We start from the raw sequence: 14,839 nt of genomic DNA on the forward strand, positions 1-14,839 counted from the left end.
CAAAAGCGCGCATGGCGGCGCGGTGCCCCGATGCCCTATCCCTGCTCGCCTAGGAGATGCGAGCCCCCATGCCCGAGACGCCCCCCGTCCCCGCTTCCCGTCCGCGCGATTTCTCGCTCGACACGCTGCTGCGCGCCGCCGCGACCCGGCTGGCCGAGCGCGAGGCTAGCATCGACGGCGCCCAGCGCCTCACCTATGCCCAGCTCGACGCGCGGGTCGAGGCGCTGGCCCGCTGGCTGGCGGCGAAGGGCATCGCGCCGGGCGACCGGATCGCGCTCCTGCTCACCGACGGGGCGCCCTTCCTCACCGTGCTGCTCGCCTGCGGGCGGATCGGAGCGATCGCCGTGCTTCTCAACTGGCGGCTCGCCCCGCCGGAGATCGCGTGGATCGCGGGCAATGCCGAGCCCGCCATGACCTTCGTGAACCCGCGTTTCGCGCCCCTCCTGGCCGGGGCGGAGGCGGGCGAGGTGATCGAGGTCGACGAACGCCACGATCCGCAGGGCGCGTTCGAGGCGATCGTCACCGGCAACCATGACCTTGCGACATGGCCGATCCTTGCGCCGGACCTTGCACCTGATCTTCCGCCGGACCGCCCGCTCTACATGATGTACACGAGCGGCACGACCGGCCGGCCCAAGGGCTGCCTGCAGGCGGGCAGCGCGGTCGCTGCCTCGGCGATGGGCTTCTGCGTGCGGCGCGGCTTCACCCACGCCGAGCGTCTCCTGTCGGTCAACCCGCTGTTCCACGTCGTCGGGATGCAGCAGGTCGCCGCCATGCTCGCCTGCGGCGGAACCAGCGTCTTCGCGGGCCGGGACGACGACAGCGCCGCCATCCTCGACCTCCTCCACCGCGAAGGCTGCACCACCACCAGCGCCTTTCCCCAGATCAGTTTCCCGTGGGCTGCGATGGAGCCGGTGCGGAACGGCGTCATGCCGCTCACCAGCTACACCGGCGGGTCGGGCATGGGCCGCCCGCAGATGTACGAATTCATCGAGAAGGACTGGGATGCCCGCGTCGTCGGCGGCTATGGCCAGACCGAAGTGTGCGGCTTTGCCACTTTCATCGACTATCCCGACATGCTCGAACATCCGCGCTCGATCGGCTGGCCGATGCCCCATGTCGAAATGACCATCCTCGACCCCGACGGAAACCGCCTCCCCCCCGGCGAGGAAGGCGAAATCTGCCTGCGCGGCCCGTCCGTCATGCTCGGTTACTGGCGCAATCCGGAAGCGAGCGAGGCCGCGCTCGGTCATGGCTGGCTGCGAACCGGGGATCTCGGCACGATGGACGAGCGGGGGCTCGGCTACCTTCTCGGCCGGGCGAAGGAGCTGATCAAGACCGGCGGCGAAAACGTCTACCCGGCCGAGGTCGACGCGGTCTTCGCGGAAATGCCCGAAGTCGCCGATGTCGGCTGCTGCGGCGTGCCGGACAGGCAATGGGGCGAAGCGGTCAAGGCCTTCGTGGTGCTGAAACCCGGCATGGAACTGACCCGCGAGGAAATCGCGCGGCGGTTCAGGGGCAGGATCGCGGGCTACAAGCGCCCGCGCTACATCGAATTCGTCGACCGGATCCCGCGCGACCCGCTCGGCAAGCTGCTGCGCCGCGAATTGTCGGCAAGGCCCGTGAGCGAGGACCAGGCCGCCTGAAACCGGGAAAAGTTTACAAAGGTGACACCCTGTAAACTTTGCAGTCGGCGCATTCATTCCGCGATTTCAACCGGATACGGCAATATCCGCCGCGCGGACGAACACGGGGGCGCGGGCGAAACGCGCCGGGCGCGGATCCGAAGCGGATGCGTGACGATGCGAAAGAGCGCGACCGATCCTAGCCTTTCGGGCGGGTGTAGGAAACGACGCGAAGGCGTATTCGGCCGAGGTCGGGCAGCAGCCGTCGTCCCGGCGCGCCGGCCGACGGGGCGAACCCGGCTGCCCGGCTCAGCCGCTCGTCTCCAGCGCCCTTCGGCCCGCCTCCTCGCGCTCGAACGCGCGCCGGTAGGCGGGGCGCGCCGTGAGGCGTTCGCGGTAGGCCTTGAGGCTGGCGGGCACGCCCTCGTCCAGCCCGACCGTCTCGGCCAGCACCAGCGCATAGCCGATGCAGATATCGGCCACGGTGAAGCGGTCGGCGCACAGGTATTCGCGCTCCTCGAGCCGCTGCTCGACCTTGACGAGGCGCTTGTGGAACCACTTGGCATAGGCGTGGCCCGCCTCTTCGAGGCCGCGCTCCTTCTCGAACACGGCGAAGCGCATGTAGACCGTCTGCGGGAAGGTGATCGTCGCATCGGCGTGGTAGGTGAAATCGAGATATTCGGCGTAATCCGGCTCGCCCGGGGCGATGGCGAGCGGAGTCTGCCCGCCCCGCGTGGCAAGGTAATGCGCGATCGCGCAGCTTTCGGTCATCCTCGCACCGCCATCGACCAGCAGCGGCACCGTGCCGAGCGGGTTCTGTTCGAGGAATTCGGGCGCCATGTGCCGGGGCGGGAACGGCAGGATCACAAGATCGATGTCCACCCCCGCCTCCTCGGCGGCCCAGGTGGCGCGAAGCCCGCGCGAACGGGCGCAGGTATAGAGGATCGGCTTGGTCATGGCCTTCTCCTAATGCGCTTCGCCGCTGGCGACACCCAGCACTTTGTGCAGGACGAGCGCGATGACGAAGCCCAGCACCAGCCCGATCACCGCCGAGACCGCGGCATAGCTCGCCCAGCCGAGCACGCCCGAAAGCGCGCCGGTGGCGCCCTTCACCGCGTATTCGATCCCGTGCGCGAAATCATACAGCAGGTCGAAGCCGACCTCGTGCGTGCCGTGGACGATGATCCCGCCGCCGACCCACAGCATGGCGACCGTCCCGATCAGCGACAGCGCGACGAGCAGCCGCGGCATGGACGCGAGCAGGAACCGGCCCAGTCGCCGCGACGCGGTGCCTTCCTGCCGCGAGAGGTGCAGGCCCGCATCGTCCATCTTCACGATCAGCGCGACCGCGCCATAGACCGCCACGGTCACGACAAGGCCGACCAGCGCCAGCGCCAGCGCGCGTTCCCACCAGGTCGGCAGGTCGAGCTCGTTGAGGGTGATCGCCATGATCTCGGCCGACAGGATGAGGTCGGTGCGGATCGCGCCTGCGACGCGCTTCTTCTCGAATTCGGCGGGGTCGCCGATCTCGTCCTCGACGGTCTTGCCGTGCTTGGCCCAGCCGAGCTTTTCCATCACCTTTTCCGCGCCTTCGTAGGACAGGAAGGCGCCGCCCAGCATCAGGATCCAGATGATCGCGCCGGGCAGGAATTCGGACAGCAGGATCGCGCCGGGCAGCAGGATGACGAGCTTGTTGAACAGGCTCCCCTTGGTGATCGACCAGATGATCGGGAGTTCGCGCGCCGGGGAAAGGCCGGTGACGTAGCTCGGCGTCACCGCCGCATCGTCGATCACCACGCCCGCGGTCTTGGTCCCCGCCTTGCCCGCGGCGACCGAGATATCGTCGACCGAGGCCGCCGCCGCGCGGGCGATCACCGAAACGTCGTCGAGCAGCGCGACGAGACCTGAAGGCATGGCGTGTCCTCAATGATTGTCCGCCCGGCCGGGCGCCCGCGTGATGGCCCAGCCGCGGCGGCGAGACAAGCGGACAAGCAGCCTTGCATTCCTGCCCGAAATGGGTATGTGGCGCGCTTCGCTGCAATCGCGGCGGAACGAAGAAAGCCGGAGGGGCCCCGTCATCCGGACGGATCAGCCAGCGATCGGCATGGAAGTGAAAGGAAAAGGCATGGCTCTTTACGAGCATGTGTTCCTCGCGCGGCAGGACCTCTCCCAGGCCCAGGTCGATGCGCTGGCGGCCACGGCGACCGAAATCGTCGAAGCGAACAACGGCAAGGTCACCAAGACCGAAACCTGGGGTCTCAAGTCCCTCGCCTACAGGATCGAGCGCAACCGCAAGGCGCATTTCGTGATGCTCAACATCGACGCGCCCGGCAGCGTGGTCGCCGAGCTCGAGCGTCAGACCCGCATCAACGAAGACATCATCCGCTACATGACCATCCGCGTCGACGCGCACGAGGAAGGCCCGTCCGTGATGATGCGCAAGAACGAGCGCGAGCGCAAGCGCCGCTCCGACAGGGAGGATCGTGACTGATGGCACGCCCGTTTTTCCGCCGCCGCAAGTCCTGCCCCTTCTCCGGCAAGGACGCCCCCCGGATCGATTACAAGGACGTGCGCCTCCTCCAGGGCTTCATGTCCGAGCGGGGCAAGATCGTGCCCAGCCGCATCACCGCCGTTTCGGCCAAGAAGCAGCGTGAACTCGCCAAGGCGATCAAGCGCGCGCGCCACATCGGCCTCCTTCCCTACATCGTGAAGTAAGAGGAGCGACACATGGATATCATTCTCCTCGAACGCATCGAGAAGCTCGGCTCGATCGGCGACATCGTCACCGTGAAGGACGGCTACGCGCGCAATTTCCTGCTCCCCCAGAAGAAGGCGCTGCGCGCAAACGAGGCCAACAAGAAGGTCTTCGAAGCGAACCGCGAACGCCTCGAGAAGGAAAACGCCGAACGCCGTGCCGAAGCCGAAAAGCAGGGCGAGAAGGTCGCCGGGGCCGAGGTCGTGCTGATCCGCGCCGCGTCGAACGCCGGCCAGCTCTACGGTTCGGTCAATGTCCGCGACATGGTCGCCGGGCTTGCCGCGCAGGGCCACGAGATCGACAAGAAGCAGGTCATCATGGGCGCCCCGATCAAGTCGATCGGGATGCACGAAGTGACCGTCGCGCTCCACCCGGAAGTTCACGTCACGGTCAAGGCCAACGTCGCCCGCTCGGACAACGAGGCCGAACTGCAGTCGCAGGGCGTCGACGTGCTCGCCCAGCTGTTCGAGGAAGAGCAGCGCGAGATCGAGGAACAGGCCGAGGCGAACCGCATCGACCCGAATCTCGAACCGGGCGAAATCCCGTCCGAACTGCTCGAGGACGGGATCGACACCCCCGAGGGCATGAGCGTGACCGAGGCCAAGATCGAAGCGACCGCTCCCGAAACCGGGCGCGACGAGCAGTAAGCCTCCCCGCTTCACCACTTCACCAGGACGGGCGCGGAGGTCACACGGCCTCCGCGCCCTTCTTGCAAGAGGACCCCCTTCGCCTCCCCCGATCTTTCACAATCCAGCTTTAGGCTTCCCGCCCATGACCCCGATCCCCAGCATCCTCGAACAGTTGCAGCAGCATTATTCCGATGCGGTGAAGACCCTGCGCGAGGACGTGATCGCCTTCGGGCGCAGCGGGGCGATCCCGCCGATGCGCAAGCGGCAGGACGGCAGCTATGCCTATCCCGAACTTACCCTGCGGTATTCGGGCCGGGATTCGAGCGGGGCCGAGGCCGACGACCGCACCCGCGCCTTCGGGCGGCTGGAGATGGCGGGGACCTACACCACCACGATCACCCGCCCGGACCTGTTCGCGCCCTATCTCAAGGAACAGCTCGAACTCATCGCGGCCGAATACGAGATCACCGTGACCGTGGGCCGGTCGCGGCAGGAGATTCCCTTCGCCTATGTCCTTGATGGCGAGGCGGGCGCGGCCATGGTCGGGATCGCCCCGCAGGAGATCGCGGAATACTTCCCCTCGACCGACCTCGCCCTGATCGGCGACGAGCTCGCCGACGGGATCGAGTTCGACGAGAACCGCGACATGCCGCTCTCGCTGTTCGATGCGCTGCGGACCGATTACTCGCTCGCCCGCCTTGCCCATTACACCGGGACGCGGGTCGAGGATTTCCAGGACTTCATCCTGTTCACGAACTATCACCGCTATGTCGATGAATTCGTGAACTGGGGCGCGAAGCAGATCGGGCATGACGGCTACACCGCGCTGACCGGTGCGGGGGGCCTGCACATCACCGATCCGGCCGACAACGCGCAGGCGCAGCTCAACGACACCGCCTGGCGCCGCCACCAGATGCCGGCCTATCACCTGATGCGCGAGGACCGGCTCGGCATCACGCTGGTCAATATCGGCGTCGGCCCGTCCAATGCGAAGACGATCTGCGACCACCTCGCGGTGCTGCGCCCTCACGCCTGGCTGATGATCGGCCATTGCGGCGGGCTTCGTTCGAGCCAGAAGATCGGCGACTTCGTCCTCGCCCACGCCTACCTGCGCGACGATCACGTGCTCGACGACGTGCTGCCGCCCGAAATCCCGATCCCGCCGATCGCCGAAGTGCAGCAGGCGCTGGCCGGGGCAGCGGAGGAAGTCTCCGGCGTCCAGGGCGCGAACCTGAAACAGCGCATGCGCACCGGGACGGTCGTCACCACCGATGATCGCAACTGGGAACTGCGCTATTCCTCCTCAGCCTTCCGCTTCTCGCAGAGCCGCGCCATCGCGATCGAGATGGAAAGCGCGACCATCGCCACGCAGGGCTACCGCTTCCGCGTGCCCTACGGGACGCTGCTGTGCGTTTCGGACAAGCCGCTCCATGGCGAGATCAAGCTGCCGGGACAGGCGAACAAGTTCTACGAGGAGGCGATCGCCGCGCACCTCCAGATCGGGCTCGAGACCTGCAAGCGCCTGCGCGACGAAGGCGACCGGCTGCATTCGCGCAAGCTGAGGGCGTTCAACGAGCCGCCGTTCCGCTAGGCGACGGCGGACCGGGCGCCGCGGCGTCAATCGCCCCTGTCGCCCTCGTCCGTAGCCCCCTCGCCCGCGTCCCCGGCCTCGCTCTCTTCGGCAAAGACGATGGCGGCGACCTCTTCGACCGTCCGTTCGAAGTTCTCGACCGCATCGACGAAGGGGGTTTCGGGGATGCCGCCGCGCGTCAGGATGTCCCATTTGATCCATGGGTCGCCTTCGTCGTCGAGCCACACGCTCGCGAAACGGAACCGGCGCGCAATCGCCAGGGACGCCGCCGGATCCCAGGCCTCCTCCCGGTCGAAGCCCGCGCGCAGCTGGAGCGAGCCGCAGTCCTCGCGCGTCTCCTCGTCGCAATCGTAGAAGAAGAGCTGCATGAAATAGCCGTCCGGGCGCCGGAAACCGATCAGCGGGTCGCCGTACTCGTCCTTGCCCAGATCGGGGTCGTATCCCGCGTTGAGCAGCGCAAGGACGAGGTCGCCCGGCTCGGCGGCGGAAACGGTGCGCGGCGGGGCCTCCTGCGCGGCCAGCGGAGCGGCGGCGCCGGCCAGCAGGAACGCGGCGGCGAAGGCGAGGAGGGCGAGCAGGGCGCGCATCACCCCTGCCCCCGCGTCTTGGTCCGCCCGGTCTTGGCGTTCGCCTCGATGAAGCCGATGATCTGGCCCGCCACGTCCTTGCCCGTCGCGCTTTCGATCCCTTCGAGGCCGGGGGAGGAATTGACCTCCATGATGACCGGCCCGTGATTGCTCCGCAGCATATCCACCCCGCACACGTTCAGCCCCATGCGCTTGGCCGCGCGCACCGCGGTCGAGCGTTCCTCGGGCGTGATCTTGATGACGTCCGCGCTGCCCCCGCGGTGGAGGTTCGAGCGGAAATCGTCGGGAGCGCCGGTGCGCTTCATCGCCGCGACCACCTTGCCGCCGACCACCAGCGCGCGGATGTCGGTGCCGCCGGCTTCCTTGATGAATTCCTGCACGAGGATGTTGACGTTCGCCCCCCGGAAGGCCTCGATCACCGACTTGGCGCTCGACATCGTCTCGGCCAGCACGACGCCGATCCCTTGCGTCCCCTCGAGCAGCTTGATCACCACCGGCGGCCCCTTCACCGCCCTGATGATCTCCTCGGCCTTCTTGGGATCATTGGCATAGGCGGTGAGCGGCAGGCCGAGTCCGTACTTGGCGAGGATCTGGAGTGAGCGCAGCTTGTCGCGGCTGCGGCCGATCGCGACGCTTTCGTTGAGGGGCCAGCAGCCGCGCATCTCGAACTGGCGCAGTATCGCAAGGCCGTAATTGGTGATCGAGGCCCCGATGCGCGGGATCACCGCGTCGTATCCGGTCATCGGCTGGCCTTCGTAATAGACCTCGGGCCGGTGGCTCGCGATGTGGACGGTGCAGCGGGTGGTGTTGAGGATGTCGAGCTCGTGCCCGCGCTGTTCCGCCGCCTCTTTCAACCGCCTGTGCGAATAGAGGTTCGGATTGCGGGCCAGCATCGCGATTTTCATGGGGAGGAAACCTCGTGGGGGGTTCGGATGGGATCGGATCGGACAGGGGCGAATCGGGCGGGCGGAATCGGGGGGCTCAGGGCCGGTGCCCCTTCACCGCCTCCATGCCCGCACTTTGCAGCCATGAATATCCGCTATCGACGACAAAGCGGCGACGCAGCGAGGATCGGCCCACCAGCATCGGAAATCGCATGTCCGACCGGTCCGCGAGGCTGATCTCGGCGCGGAACTCGACCTCGCCGATCCGCAGCGGCGTCTTGATGACATAGCGCCGCTGGGTCTCCCCGTTGGAGCTGGTGACGCCGCGAATATCGACGTGGATCGCCTCGCATTGGTGGCGCACGCCGTCCCAGTCGACCGCGAAGCGCACGAATTTCTCGCCTCCGCGGGCGAATTCCTCGATCACGTGGCCGTGGAGCGAGGAGGTGCGCGCGCCGGTGTCGATCTTGGCCGGGATGCGCGACAGGCCGAGCTCGGGCAGGTCGACCAGTTCGCGCCAGCCGACGACGGGCAGGATGCGGGGAGGCCTGGACGGGGGATTCATTGAAGCGAATTCACGGCAGGATGGCGAGCCCGTCCCCGCCCTCGCCCGCCGACAGCCGGCGCAGGACGGTGCCGCTGGCGTAATCGACCTCGGCGATGGTGTCGCTGGCGGTTTCGGCGACGTAGATGCGCTCCCCGTCGTCGGACCACAGGATGGTGACCTGGAAGCGCTCCTGCGCCTCGTCCGGCCCGGAAACGCGGATCTTGCGGACGACTTCGGCCTGTTCGAGGTCGATCACCGAGAGCGAGCCGTCCATGAGGTCCGAAGTCACCGCGACATCGCCCTGCGGCCGGATCGCGATCCGCAGGGGAAAGCGCCCCGTCGCGACCGTTTCGCGCACCTTCATCGTCGCGGGGTCGAGCGCGAAGGCCTGATCGGAGCCGCGCGCCGAAACCCACAGGGTCCTGCCGTCGGGTGAAAGGGCGATGCCTTCGGGCTCTTCCCCGACCGCGACGGAAACCGGCGCCATGCGCGCCTTGAGCGCCACCCGCGTCACCGTGCGCGAGCCGAGATCGGTGGTCCAGGCGACCGTCGCATCGGGTGCGACGGCGAGCATGTGGCTGCCTTCCTTGCCCGTGGAATATTCGAAGGTCTCCGGCCTTTCGCCAAGCGGATCGCGGATCCACACGATCGAGCGGCGCCCTTCGGCGGTGGCGTAGAGATCGCCGTTCGCGTGCCACACGATCCCGTGCGGCCGGGCGTTTTCGCCGAGGTCGATGCCGGTGACGCGCTCCAGCGTGTCGGTGCGGAAGATGTCGATGCTCGTCCCGCCATAGCAGGCGAGCGCGACGTGGCGGCCATCGGGCGAGGTGGCAAGTTCGTGCGGATTGGTGCAGCTCGGCTTCCTCAGCACCTCCTCGCCGCTGGCCAGATCGACCTTGGAGAGGGTGTTGCCGCGCTTGGCGGCGACGAACAGGCTCGCTGCGGGATCATTGGCGAGGGCGGGTTCGCCCGCATCCCGCGCAACCGGCGCGCATCCGGCCGCGAGCAGCACGGCGCCGGACGTCGCCGCCAGCCAGCATACGGGAAAAACCTTCATCCCGCGAAGCATAGAGCCTCGCGCCGCTCGGTCAAACCGGACTTCGCCCGCGCGGGCGGCCCTATCGCTATTGCTGGCGCTTCGCATTTTTCTGGATTCGGTCGAAGAAACGAGATAACATTCATAACACGCGAGGGAGAGAGGATTACCGGTCCTTGCGACGATCGGTAAGCTCGCCGGCCATAGCCCCCGTGAGGCCCGTGAGCGTGGGCCCCCGCCGATCCGTCTGCGGCGGGGGCCCCATACCTCGCTATGACGCGCCATGACCCGCAAGGCCGCGCCCTAACCCTTCGGCTCCGCCAGGAAACGCACGATCGCCGCGCCCAGTTCGGGCCTGGTCGCACTGTCGAGATGGGCGCCGGGCACTTCTTCGTAGACGGCATCGGGCAGGAGCTGGGCGAGATGGCTCGCCGAGCCGTTGTCGCGGTCATCCACCCCGCACAGCACGAGCACCGGGCAGGCGACCGCGTCGAGCGCCTCGAGCGAAAGATCGCCCGTCGCATCGAGCAGCAGCCGCGCCGCCGCGCGGTCCACCCCCTGCGATTTCAGGAACTGGCGCGACTGCCAGGCCGGATCGCCGCGCTCCATCGTGTCGAATTCGTCGATCACCCGCTTGAAGAAGGCCGCGCGCTGCTGCCAGCCGGTCAGCCCCGTGACGCCCATGCCGGCAACGACCATGCGCCGCGGCGAGAGCACACCCCGCGCCGCGGCATGGAGCGCGGTGCGCGCTCCGAGCGAGAAGCCGACGAGGTCGAACCTGCCCTCCTCCAGCCCGAGATGCTCCGCCAGCGCGGCGACGTCGCGCACCAGCACGCCCTCGGGATAGCTCGCGGCATCCTGCGGCGCCTCGCTCTCTCCGTGGACGCGGAAATCGGGCATGATCGCCTCGAACCCCGCTTCGGCGAGCCGCGCGGCATGGCCCCACTTGATCCAGTTCATGTGCGCGCTCGAGAACAGGCCGTGGAGCAGGATCACCGGTCGCCCCTCGCCCAGCCGGTGCACGGCAAGGCGCGTGCCGTCGAAAGACGCGAAACGCGTGGTCGCGGGGTCGGTCAAACCCTGTCCTCTCGCACGGCAGGCCGCCGCTGTTCCATCCGGAACCCGGCCGGGACGGACCGCTCCTCCCCGAAAGACGGCTTGCCCGCGCGGATCACGCTGCGGCCTCCTCGCCGCGGAGGAAGCATTGCGTGCCGGCAAAAAGCGTCGCGACCTCGTCCGCCTCGATGAAGCCGCCGACCTCGCCGAAACGGAATTCCTCGCCCAGCGTGCTGTCCTCGATCCGTTCGTAGCCCTCGCGCTGCTCGACCTCGGCGCGCGACTGGCCGAGACGGACATCGCCGGCGACCGTCACGTCCTCGTTCAGCGGCGCGTCGCCCTCGTAGGGCAGGTGCCAGTTCCAGCCGACCAGCGCGCCGTCGGCGAAATGCACGGTCAGGCCGCCCTCGTAATCGACGAAATCGACCGGCCCCGCATCGCATTGCCGGTTGGTCGCGCTGCGCGCCGGTTCGCCCAGCAGGCGGGTGAGCGCGCTTTCGACCTCGCTGCGACCGGCGTTGAACAGGAAGGCCTCGTCCCCGACCGCCAGCCCCTCGGCGTTGAGGCGCACGGTGTCGGCGGCGACCTCTTCGGCGGGCGCGGCGTCCTGCGGCGCTTCCTCCTCGGGTTCGCTCCCGCAGGCGGCGAGCGCGAGGAAAGCGGCGGCGGCGGCGGTGGTCGCGAGGTGGCGCATGGTTGTCATCCCTTCTTCAGGTGGCGGCGGCCCAGCAGTTCGGCGATCTGGACGGCGTTGAGCGCGGCGCCTTTGCGCAGGTTGTCCGAAACGCACCACAGGGTGATGCCGTTCTCGACCGTGGGATCTTCGCGCACGCGGGAGACGTAGGTCGCGCTGTCGCCGGCGCATTCGACCGGCGTCACGTAGCCTTCGTCCTCACGCTTGTCGACGAGCATGATGCCCGGCGCCTCGCGCAGGATGTCCTGCGCCTGCTGCGCGCTGATTTCCTTCTCGAACTCGATGTTCACCGCTTCGGAATGGCCGACGAAGACCGGCACGCGCACGCAGGTCGCGTTCAGCTTGATCTTGGGATCGAGGATCTTCTTCGTCTCGACCACCATCTTCCATTCCTCCTTGGTCGATCCGTCCTCGAGGAAGACGTCGATGTGGGGAATGACGTTGAAGGCGATCTGCTTGGTGAACTTGGCCGGTTCCACCGGGTCGCCGACGAAGATCGCGCGCGACTGTTCGAACAGCTCGTCCATCCCCGCCTTCCCCGCGCCCGAGACCGATTGGTAGGTGGACACCACGACGCGCCTGATCGTGGCGGCATCGTGCAGCGGCTTGAGCGCCACCACGAGCTGCGCGGTCGAACAATTGGGGTTCGCGATGATGTTGCGTTTCCTGTAATCGTCGATCGCGTCCGGGTTCACCTCGGGCACGATCAGCGGCACGTCCGGGTCCATCCGGTAGAGCGAGGAATTGTCGATCACCACGCAGCCCGCCGCCGCCGCCTTGGGCGCATATTCCTTCGCCGGGCCGCTACCGGCCGCGAACAGCGCGATGTCCCAGCCGGCAAAGTCGAAATGCTCGATGTTCCTGCATTTGAGCATCTTGCCGGTGTCGCCGTATTCGACCTCGGTCCCGGTCGAACGGCCGGAGGCGATGGCGGCCACCTCGTCCACGGGAAACTCGCGCTCGGCGAGGATCTGCATCATTTCGCGCCCGACATTGCCGGTCGCCCCGACGATGGCCACCCGATAGCCCAATTCGCATACTCCTTCGTGTCTTGCCGCGTGCGCAATAGCGCCTCGCGCGGCGCGGACAACCATGTCCTGCGCGGCGCGGGGCATTCCGGGCGGATTATGGGATCGCGTTCGTTCCGCGTCACTCGGGCGGCGTCACCCCGTGGCTGTCGAGGAAGCGGAAGATCGTGTTCCACAGGTGCGGGCTGATGGTCTCTCCCGATACGCGGTGCGTGTAGCCGGGATATAGCATCATCTCGAACGGCACGTTGCCCTCCTGCAGCGCGGCGATGATTTCCGAGGAATTCTCGAACACCACGTTGTCGTCCGCCATGCCGTGGACGATGAGCAGCGGGTCGCTGATCCGGGTGGCCTGCGGGATCGCGCTCGCCGCCTCATAGGCTTCGGGGACCTCGCGGGGATCGCCCATGTAGCGTTCGGTATAATGGGTGTCGTAAAGCTCCCACTTGGTCACCGGCGCGCCCGAAACACCCGCCGCGTAGAGCCCGGGATCGGCCTCGAGCTGCTTCAATGTCATGTAGCCGCCATAAGACCAGCCGTAGAGCGCGATCCTGTCGCCATCGACGTAGGATTGCCGTTTCAGCCATTCGGCCCCCGCCTTCTGGTCGCGCACCTCGACCCCGCCCATGGCGCGGTAGATCGGCTGCTCGAAATCGACGCCGCGATTGGCCGAACCGCGATTGTCGAGCGCGAACCAGATATAGCCCTTGTCGACGATCGCCTGGGCGAGCGCGCCGGTCCATCCCTTCGTCACCACCTGCGGGCCCGGCCCGGAATAATGGTAGTAGAACACCGGGTACTTCTTCCCCGGCTCCATTTCGGGCTTCAGCATCATGTAGTGGAGCGGGGTACCGTCCTCGGCTTTGATCGTGCCGAATTCGGGCATGACGTGGCTCATGAGGTAAGGCGTATAGGGATGGTCCTCGCCCAGCGCGTTCTCCTCGATCCAGGCGAGGCGCTGCCCTTCGCGCCCGGCGAGATAGGACTGCGGCGGCTGGTCGGGCCTCGACCGGGTGACGAGCAGCGCGCGCCCCTTGCGGTCCATGCTGGCGGAATTGGTGTAGGAGGGATCGGTCAGGCGCTGCGGCGTGGCCGCGCGATCGAGCGCGGCGCGGTAGACCTGCCGGGTCAGCACGCCGTCGACGCGGGTGTAGAAGAAGCTGCCCTCCTCCTCGTTCACCCCGTCGAGGCTGGTCGCGGGGCTCTCGCCCTCGGTAAGCTGCGTCCATGCGTCGCCGTCGAAGCGGTAGAACTGGCCATAGCCCGACCGCTCGGACCACCACAGCAGGCTGCCGTCCTTGAGGAAGCGGTAATTGTCCGAAAGGTTGATCCAGTAATCGGGCCGCGCGGCCCGTTCGGTGAACCAGACTTCGGATTCGCCCGTGGCGGGATCGACGCGCAGCATGTCGAGCACCGTCTGCGCGCGGTTCTGGCGCTGCACGTAGATCGCGCTGCCGTCGGGCGCCCAGTCGACGCGGGCGACATAGATGTCGGTGTCGGGGCCGAGATCGACCTTCACCCGGTCAGAGCCATCGGGGTCCATCACGTAAAGCTCGACGATCGCATTGTCGCTGCCCGCGACCGGATAGCGCTGGTCGAAAACCCTGGTCCCGGTCGCCCCGATCGCGGCGCGGGTGACCACGCCGACAGGTTCCTCGTCGGTGCGCTGGACGACAAGACGGCTGTCGTCCGGGCTCCACCAGTACCCGGTGAGCCGGCCCATTTCCTCCTGTGCGACGAATTCGGCCTCGCCCCAGCGGATCGTCTCGCCTTCCTTCGGCGTGATCGGGCGCGCCTCCTCGCCGAACGGGCCGACCCACAATTGCCGGTCGCGCACGAAGGAGACGAAGCCGCCCTTGCCCGACAGCTTCGGATTGAGTTCGGTCCCCTCGGTGTCGGTCAGGCGCGTCACGCTGCCATCGAGGTTCGCGAAATAGAGATCGCCGTCCAGCGGCACGAGCACGCCCGACCCGTCGCTTGCCCACTGATAGGTGATGATGCCCTTGAGATTGCCGACGCGCGCGCGTTCGCGCTGCATCTTCTCGTCCTCGCTGAGCTCGCGCCCCGTGCCGAGCGCCTCGCTATCGACCAGCATCCGCCATTCACGCGTCGCGATGTCGTAGCCCCACAGGTCGTAGCGCTCGAGATCGTCGGCGCGGTTCCTGAGCAGGGTGAGATATTTCCCGTCGGGCGACAGTTTCGCCTGGCGCGGTGCCGGCCCGTCGAGCGAGGGCGAGGCGAAGACCCGCTCGAAGGTGAGTTCGGGCTCTGCGGTCATCGGCGTGTCGGCAAGAACGGGCTGGGACGACAGGATCGCAGCACCAGCGGCTGCAAGGATGGACAAGCGCATTTCAAGGAAGGCCCCTTCGTATCGTCTGTGCTGGCAGCCGACATGACGAAAGCGCGC

Annotated in this window: 15 protein-coding genes; 5 read left to right on the plus strand and 10 right to left on the minus strand. The window is 67.4% G+C overall.

The window, feature by feature from the left end; translation table 11 throughout:
• The first annotated feature begins 68 nt into the window (after positions 1 to 68).
• Positions 69 to 1,646, plus strand: a complete 1,578-nt coding sequence (locus BLU08_RS04545; protein ID WP_172800982.1) for a class I adenylate-forming enzyme family protein — start codon at positions 69 to 71, stop codon at positions 1,644 to 1,646.
• Between the two features lie 288 nt (positions 1,647 to 1,934).
• Here the strand turns inward: BLU08_RS04545 and BLU08_RS04550 are convergent, their stop codons facing one another.
• Both BLU08_RS04550 and BLU08_RS04555 read right to left on the minus strand, forming a co-directional pair.
• Positions 1,935 to 2,582 (minus strand): glutathione S-transferase family protein, encoded by a 648-nt coding sequence (locus BLU08_RS04550; RefSeq protein WP_090195881.1) that lies wholly within the window; start codon positions 2,580 to 2,582, stop codon positions 1,935 to 1,937.
• Between the two features lie 9 nt (positions 2,583 to 2,591).
• Positions 2,592 to 3,539 (minus strand): DUF808 domain-containing protein, encoded by a 948-nt coding sequence (locus BLU08_RS04555; protein WP_090195884.1) that lies wholly within the window; start codon positions 3,537 to 3,539, stop codon positions 2,592 to 2,594.
• A gap of 211 nt (positions 3,540 to 3,750) precedes the next feature.
• On the opposite strand from BLU08_RS04555, the gene rpsF reads away from it, so the two are divergent.
• From rpsF to BLU08_RS04575, 4 genes are all read left to right on the plus strand, one after another.
• Positions 3,751 to 4,116: a 30S ribosomal protein S6 gene (rpsF, locus tag BLU08_RS04560; RefSeq protein ID WP_090201013.1), complete on the plus strand. Its 366-nt coding sequence runs from the start codon at positions 3,751 to 3,753 to the stop codon at positions 4,114 to 4,116.
• Complete coding sequence (gene rpsR / locus BLU08_RS04565) at positions 4,116 to 4,340, plus strand: 30S ribosomal protein S18 (protein WP_090195887.1); 225 nt, start codon at positions 4,116 to 4,118, stop codon at positions 4,338 to 4,340. Before rpsF ends, rpsR begins: the two co-directional genes overlap by 1 nt.
• A 12-nt stretch (positions 4,341 to 4,352) precedes the next feature.
• Positions 4,353 to 5,027, plus strand: coding sequence for a 50S ribosomal protein L9 (gene rplI / locus BLU08_RS04570; RefSeq protein ID WP_090195890.1), 675 nt, complete (start codon positions 4,353 to 4,355; stop codon positions 5,025 to 5,027).
• Positions 5,028 to 5,151: 124 nt separating this feature from the next.
• Complete coding sequence (locus tag BLU08_RS04575) at positions 5,152 to 6,600, plus strand: AMP nucleosidase (RefSeq protein WP_090195893.1); 1,449 nt, start codon at positions 5,152 to 5,154, stop codon at positions 6,598 to 6,600.
• A 26-nt stretch (positions 6,601 to 6,626) separates the two neighbouring features.
• On the opposite strand, the gene BLU08_RS04580 is transcribed toward BLU08_RS04575, so the two are convergent.
• The 8 genes from BLU08_RS04580 to BLU08_RS04615 all read right to left on the minus strand — a co-directional run bounded on the left by BLU08_RS04580 (position 6,627) and on the right by BLU08_RS04615 (position 14,782).
• On the minus strand, positions 6,627 to 7,187 hold the full coding sequence (locus BLU08_RS04580; protein WP_090195897.1) for a YbjN domain-containing protein: 561 nt from the start codon (positions 7,185 to 7,187) through the stop codon (positions 6,627 to 6,629).
• Positions 7,187 to 8,092, minus strand: coding sequence for a 30S ribosomal protein S6--L-glutamate ligase (gene rimK, locus BLU08_RS04585; RefSeq protein WP_090195901.1), 906 nt, complete (start codon positions 8,090 to 8,092; stop codon positions 7,187 to 7,189). The genes BLU08_RS04580 and rimK overlap by 1 nt, the downstream gene beginning before the upstream one ends.
• Positions 8,093 to 8,168: 76 nt before the next feature.
• Entirely contained in the window at positions 8,169 to 8,636 is a 468-nt protein-coding gene (locus BLU08_RS04590) for a RimK/LysX family protein (protein WP_090195904.1), read from the minus strand.
• A gap of 10 nt (positions 8,637 to 8,646) precedes the next feature.
• Entirely contained in the window at positions 8,647 to 9,675 is a 1,029-nt protein-coding gene (locus BLU08_RS04595; protein ID WP_090201015.1) for a beta-propeller fold lactonase family protein, read from the minus strand.
• A 282-nt stretch (positions 9,676 to 9,957) separates the two neighbouring features.
• Positions 9,958 to 10,731, minus strand: coding sequence for an alpha/beta fold hydrolase (locus BLU08_RS04600; protein WP_233996092.1), 774 nt, complete (start codon positions 10,729 to 10,731; stop codon positions 9,958 to 9,960).
• 94 nt (positions 10,732 to 10,825) lie between these two features.
• Complete coding sequence (locus BLU08_RS04605; RefSeq protein ID WP_090195909.1) at positions 10,826 to 11,404, minus strand: hypothetical protein; 579 nt, start codon at positions 11,402 to 11,404, stop codon at positions 10,826 to 10,828.
• A 5-nt stretch (positions 11,405 to 11,409) separates the two neighbouring features.
• Positions 11,410 to 12,435, minus strand: coding sequence for an aspartate-semialdehyde dehydrogenase (locus tag BLU08_RS04610; RefSeq protein ID WP_090195913.1), 1,026 nt, complete (start codon positions 12,433 to 12,435; stop codon positions 11,410 to 11,412).
• Positions 12,436 to 12,553: 118 nt separating this feature from the next.
• Positions 12,554 to 14,782, minus strand: a complete 2,229-nt coding sequence (locus BLU08_RS04615) for a S9 family peptidase (RefSeq protein WP_090195918.1) — start codon at positions 14,780 to 14,782, stop codon at positions 12,554 to 12,556.
• Positions 14,783 to 14,839: the final 57 nt, after the last annotated feature.

Source organism: Erythrobacter sp. HL-111 (assembly GCF_900105095.1).
GTDB lineage: Bacteria > Pseudomonadota > Alphaproteobacteria > Sphingomonadales > Sphingomonadaceae > Erythrobacter.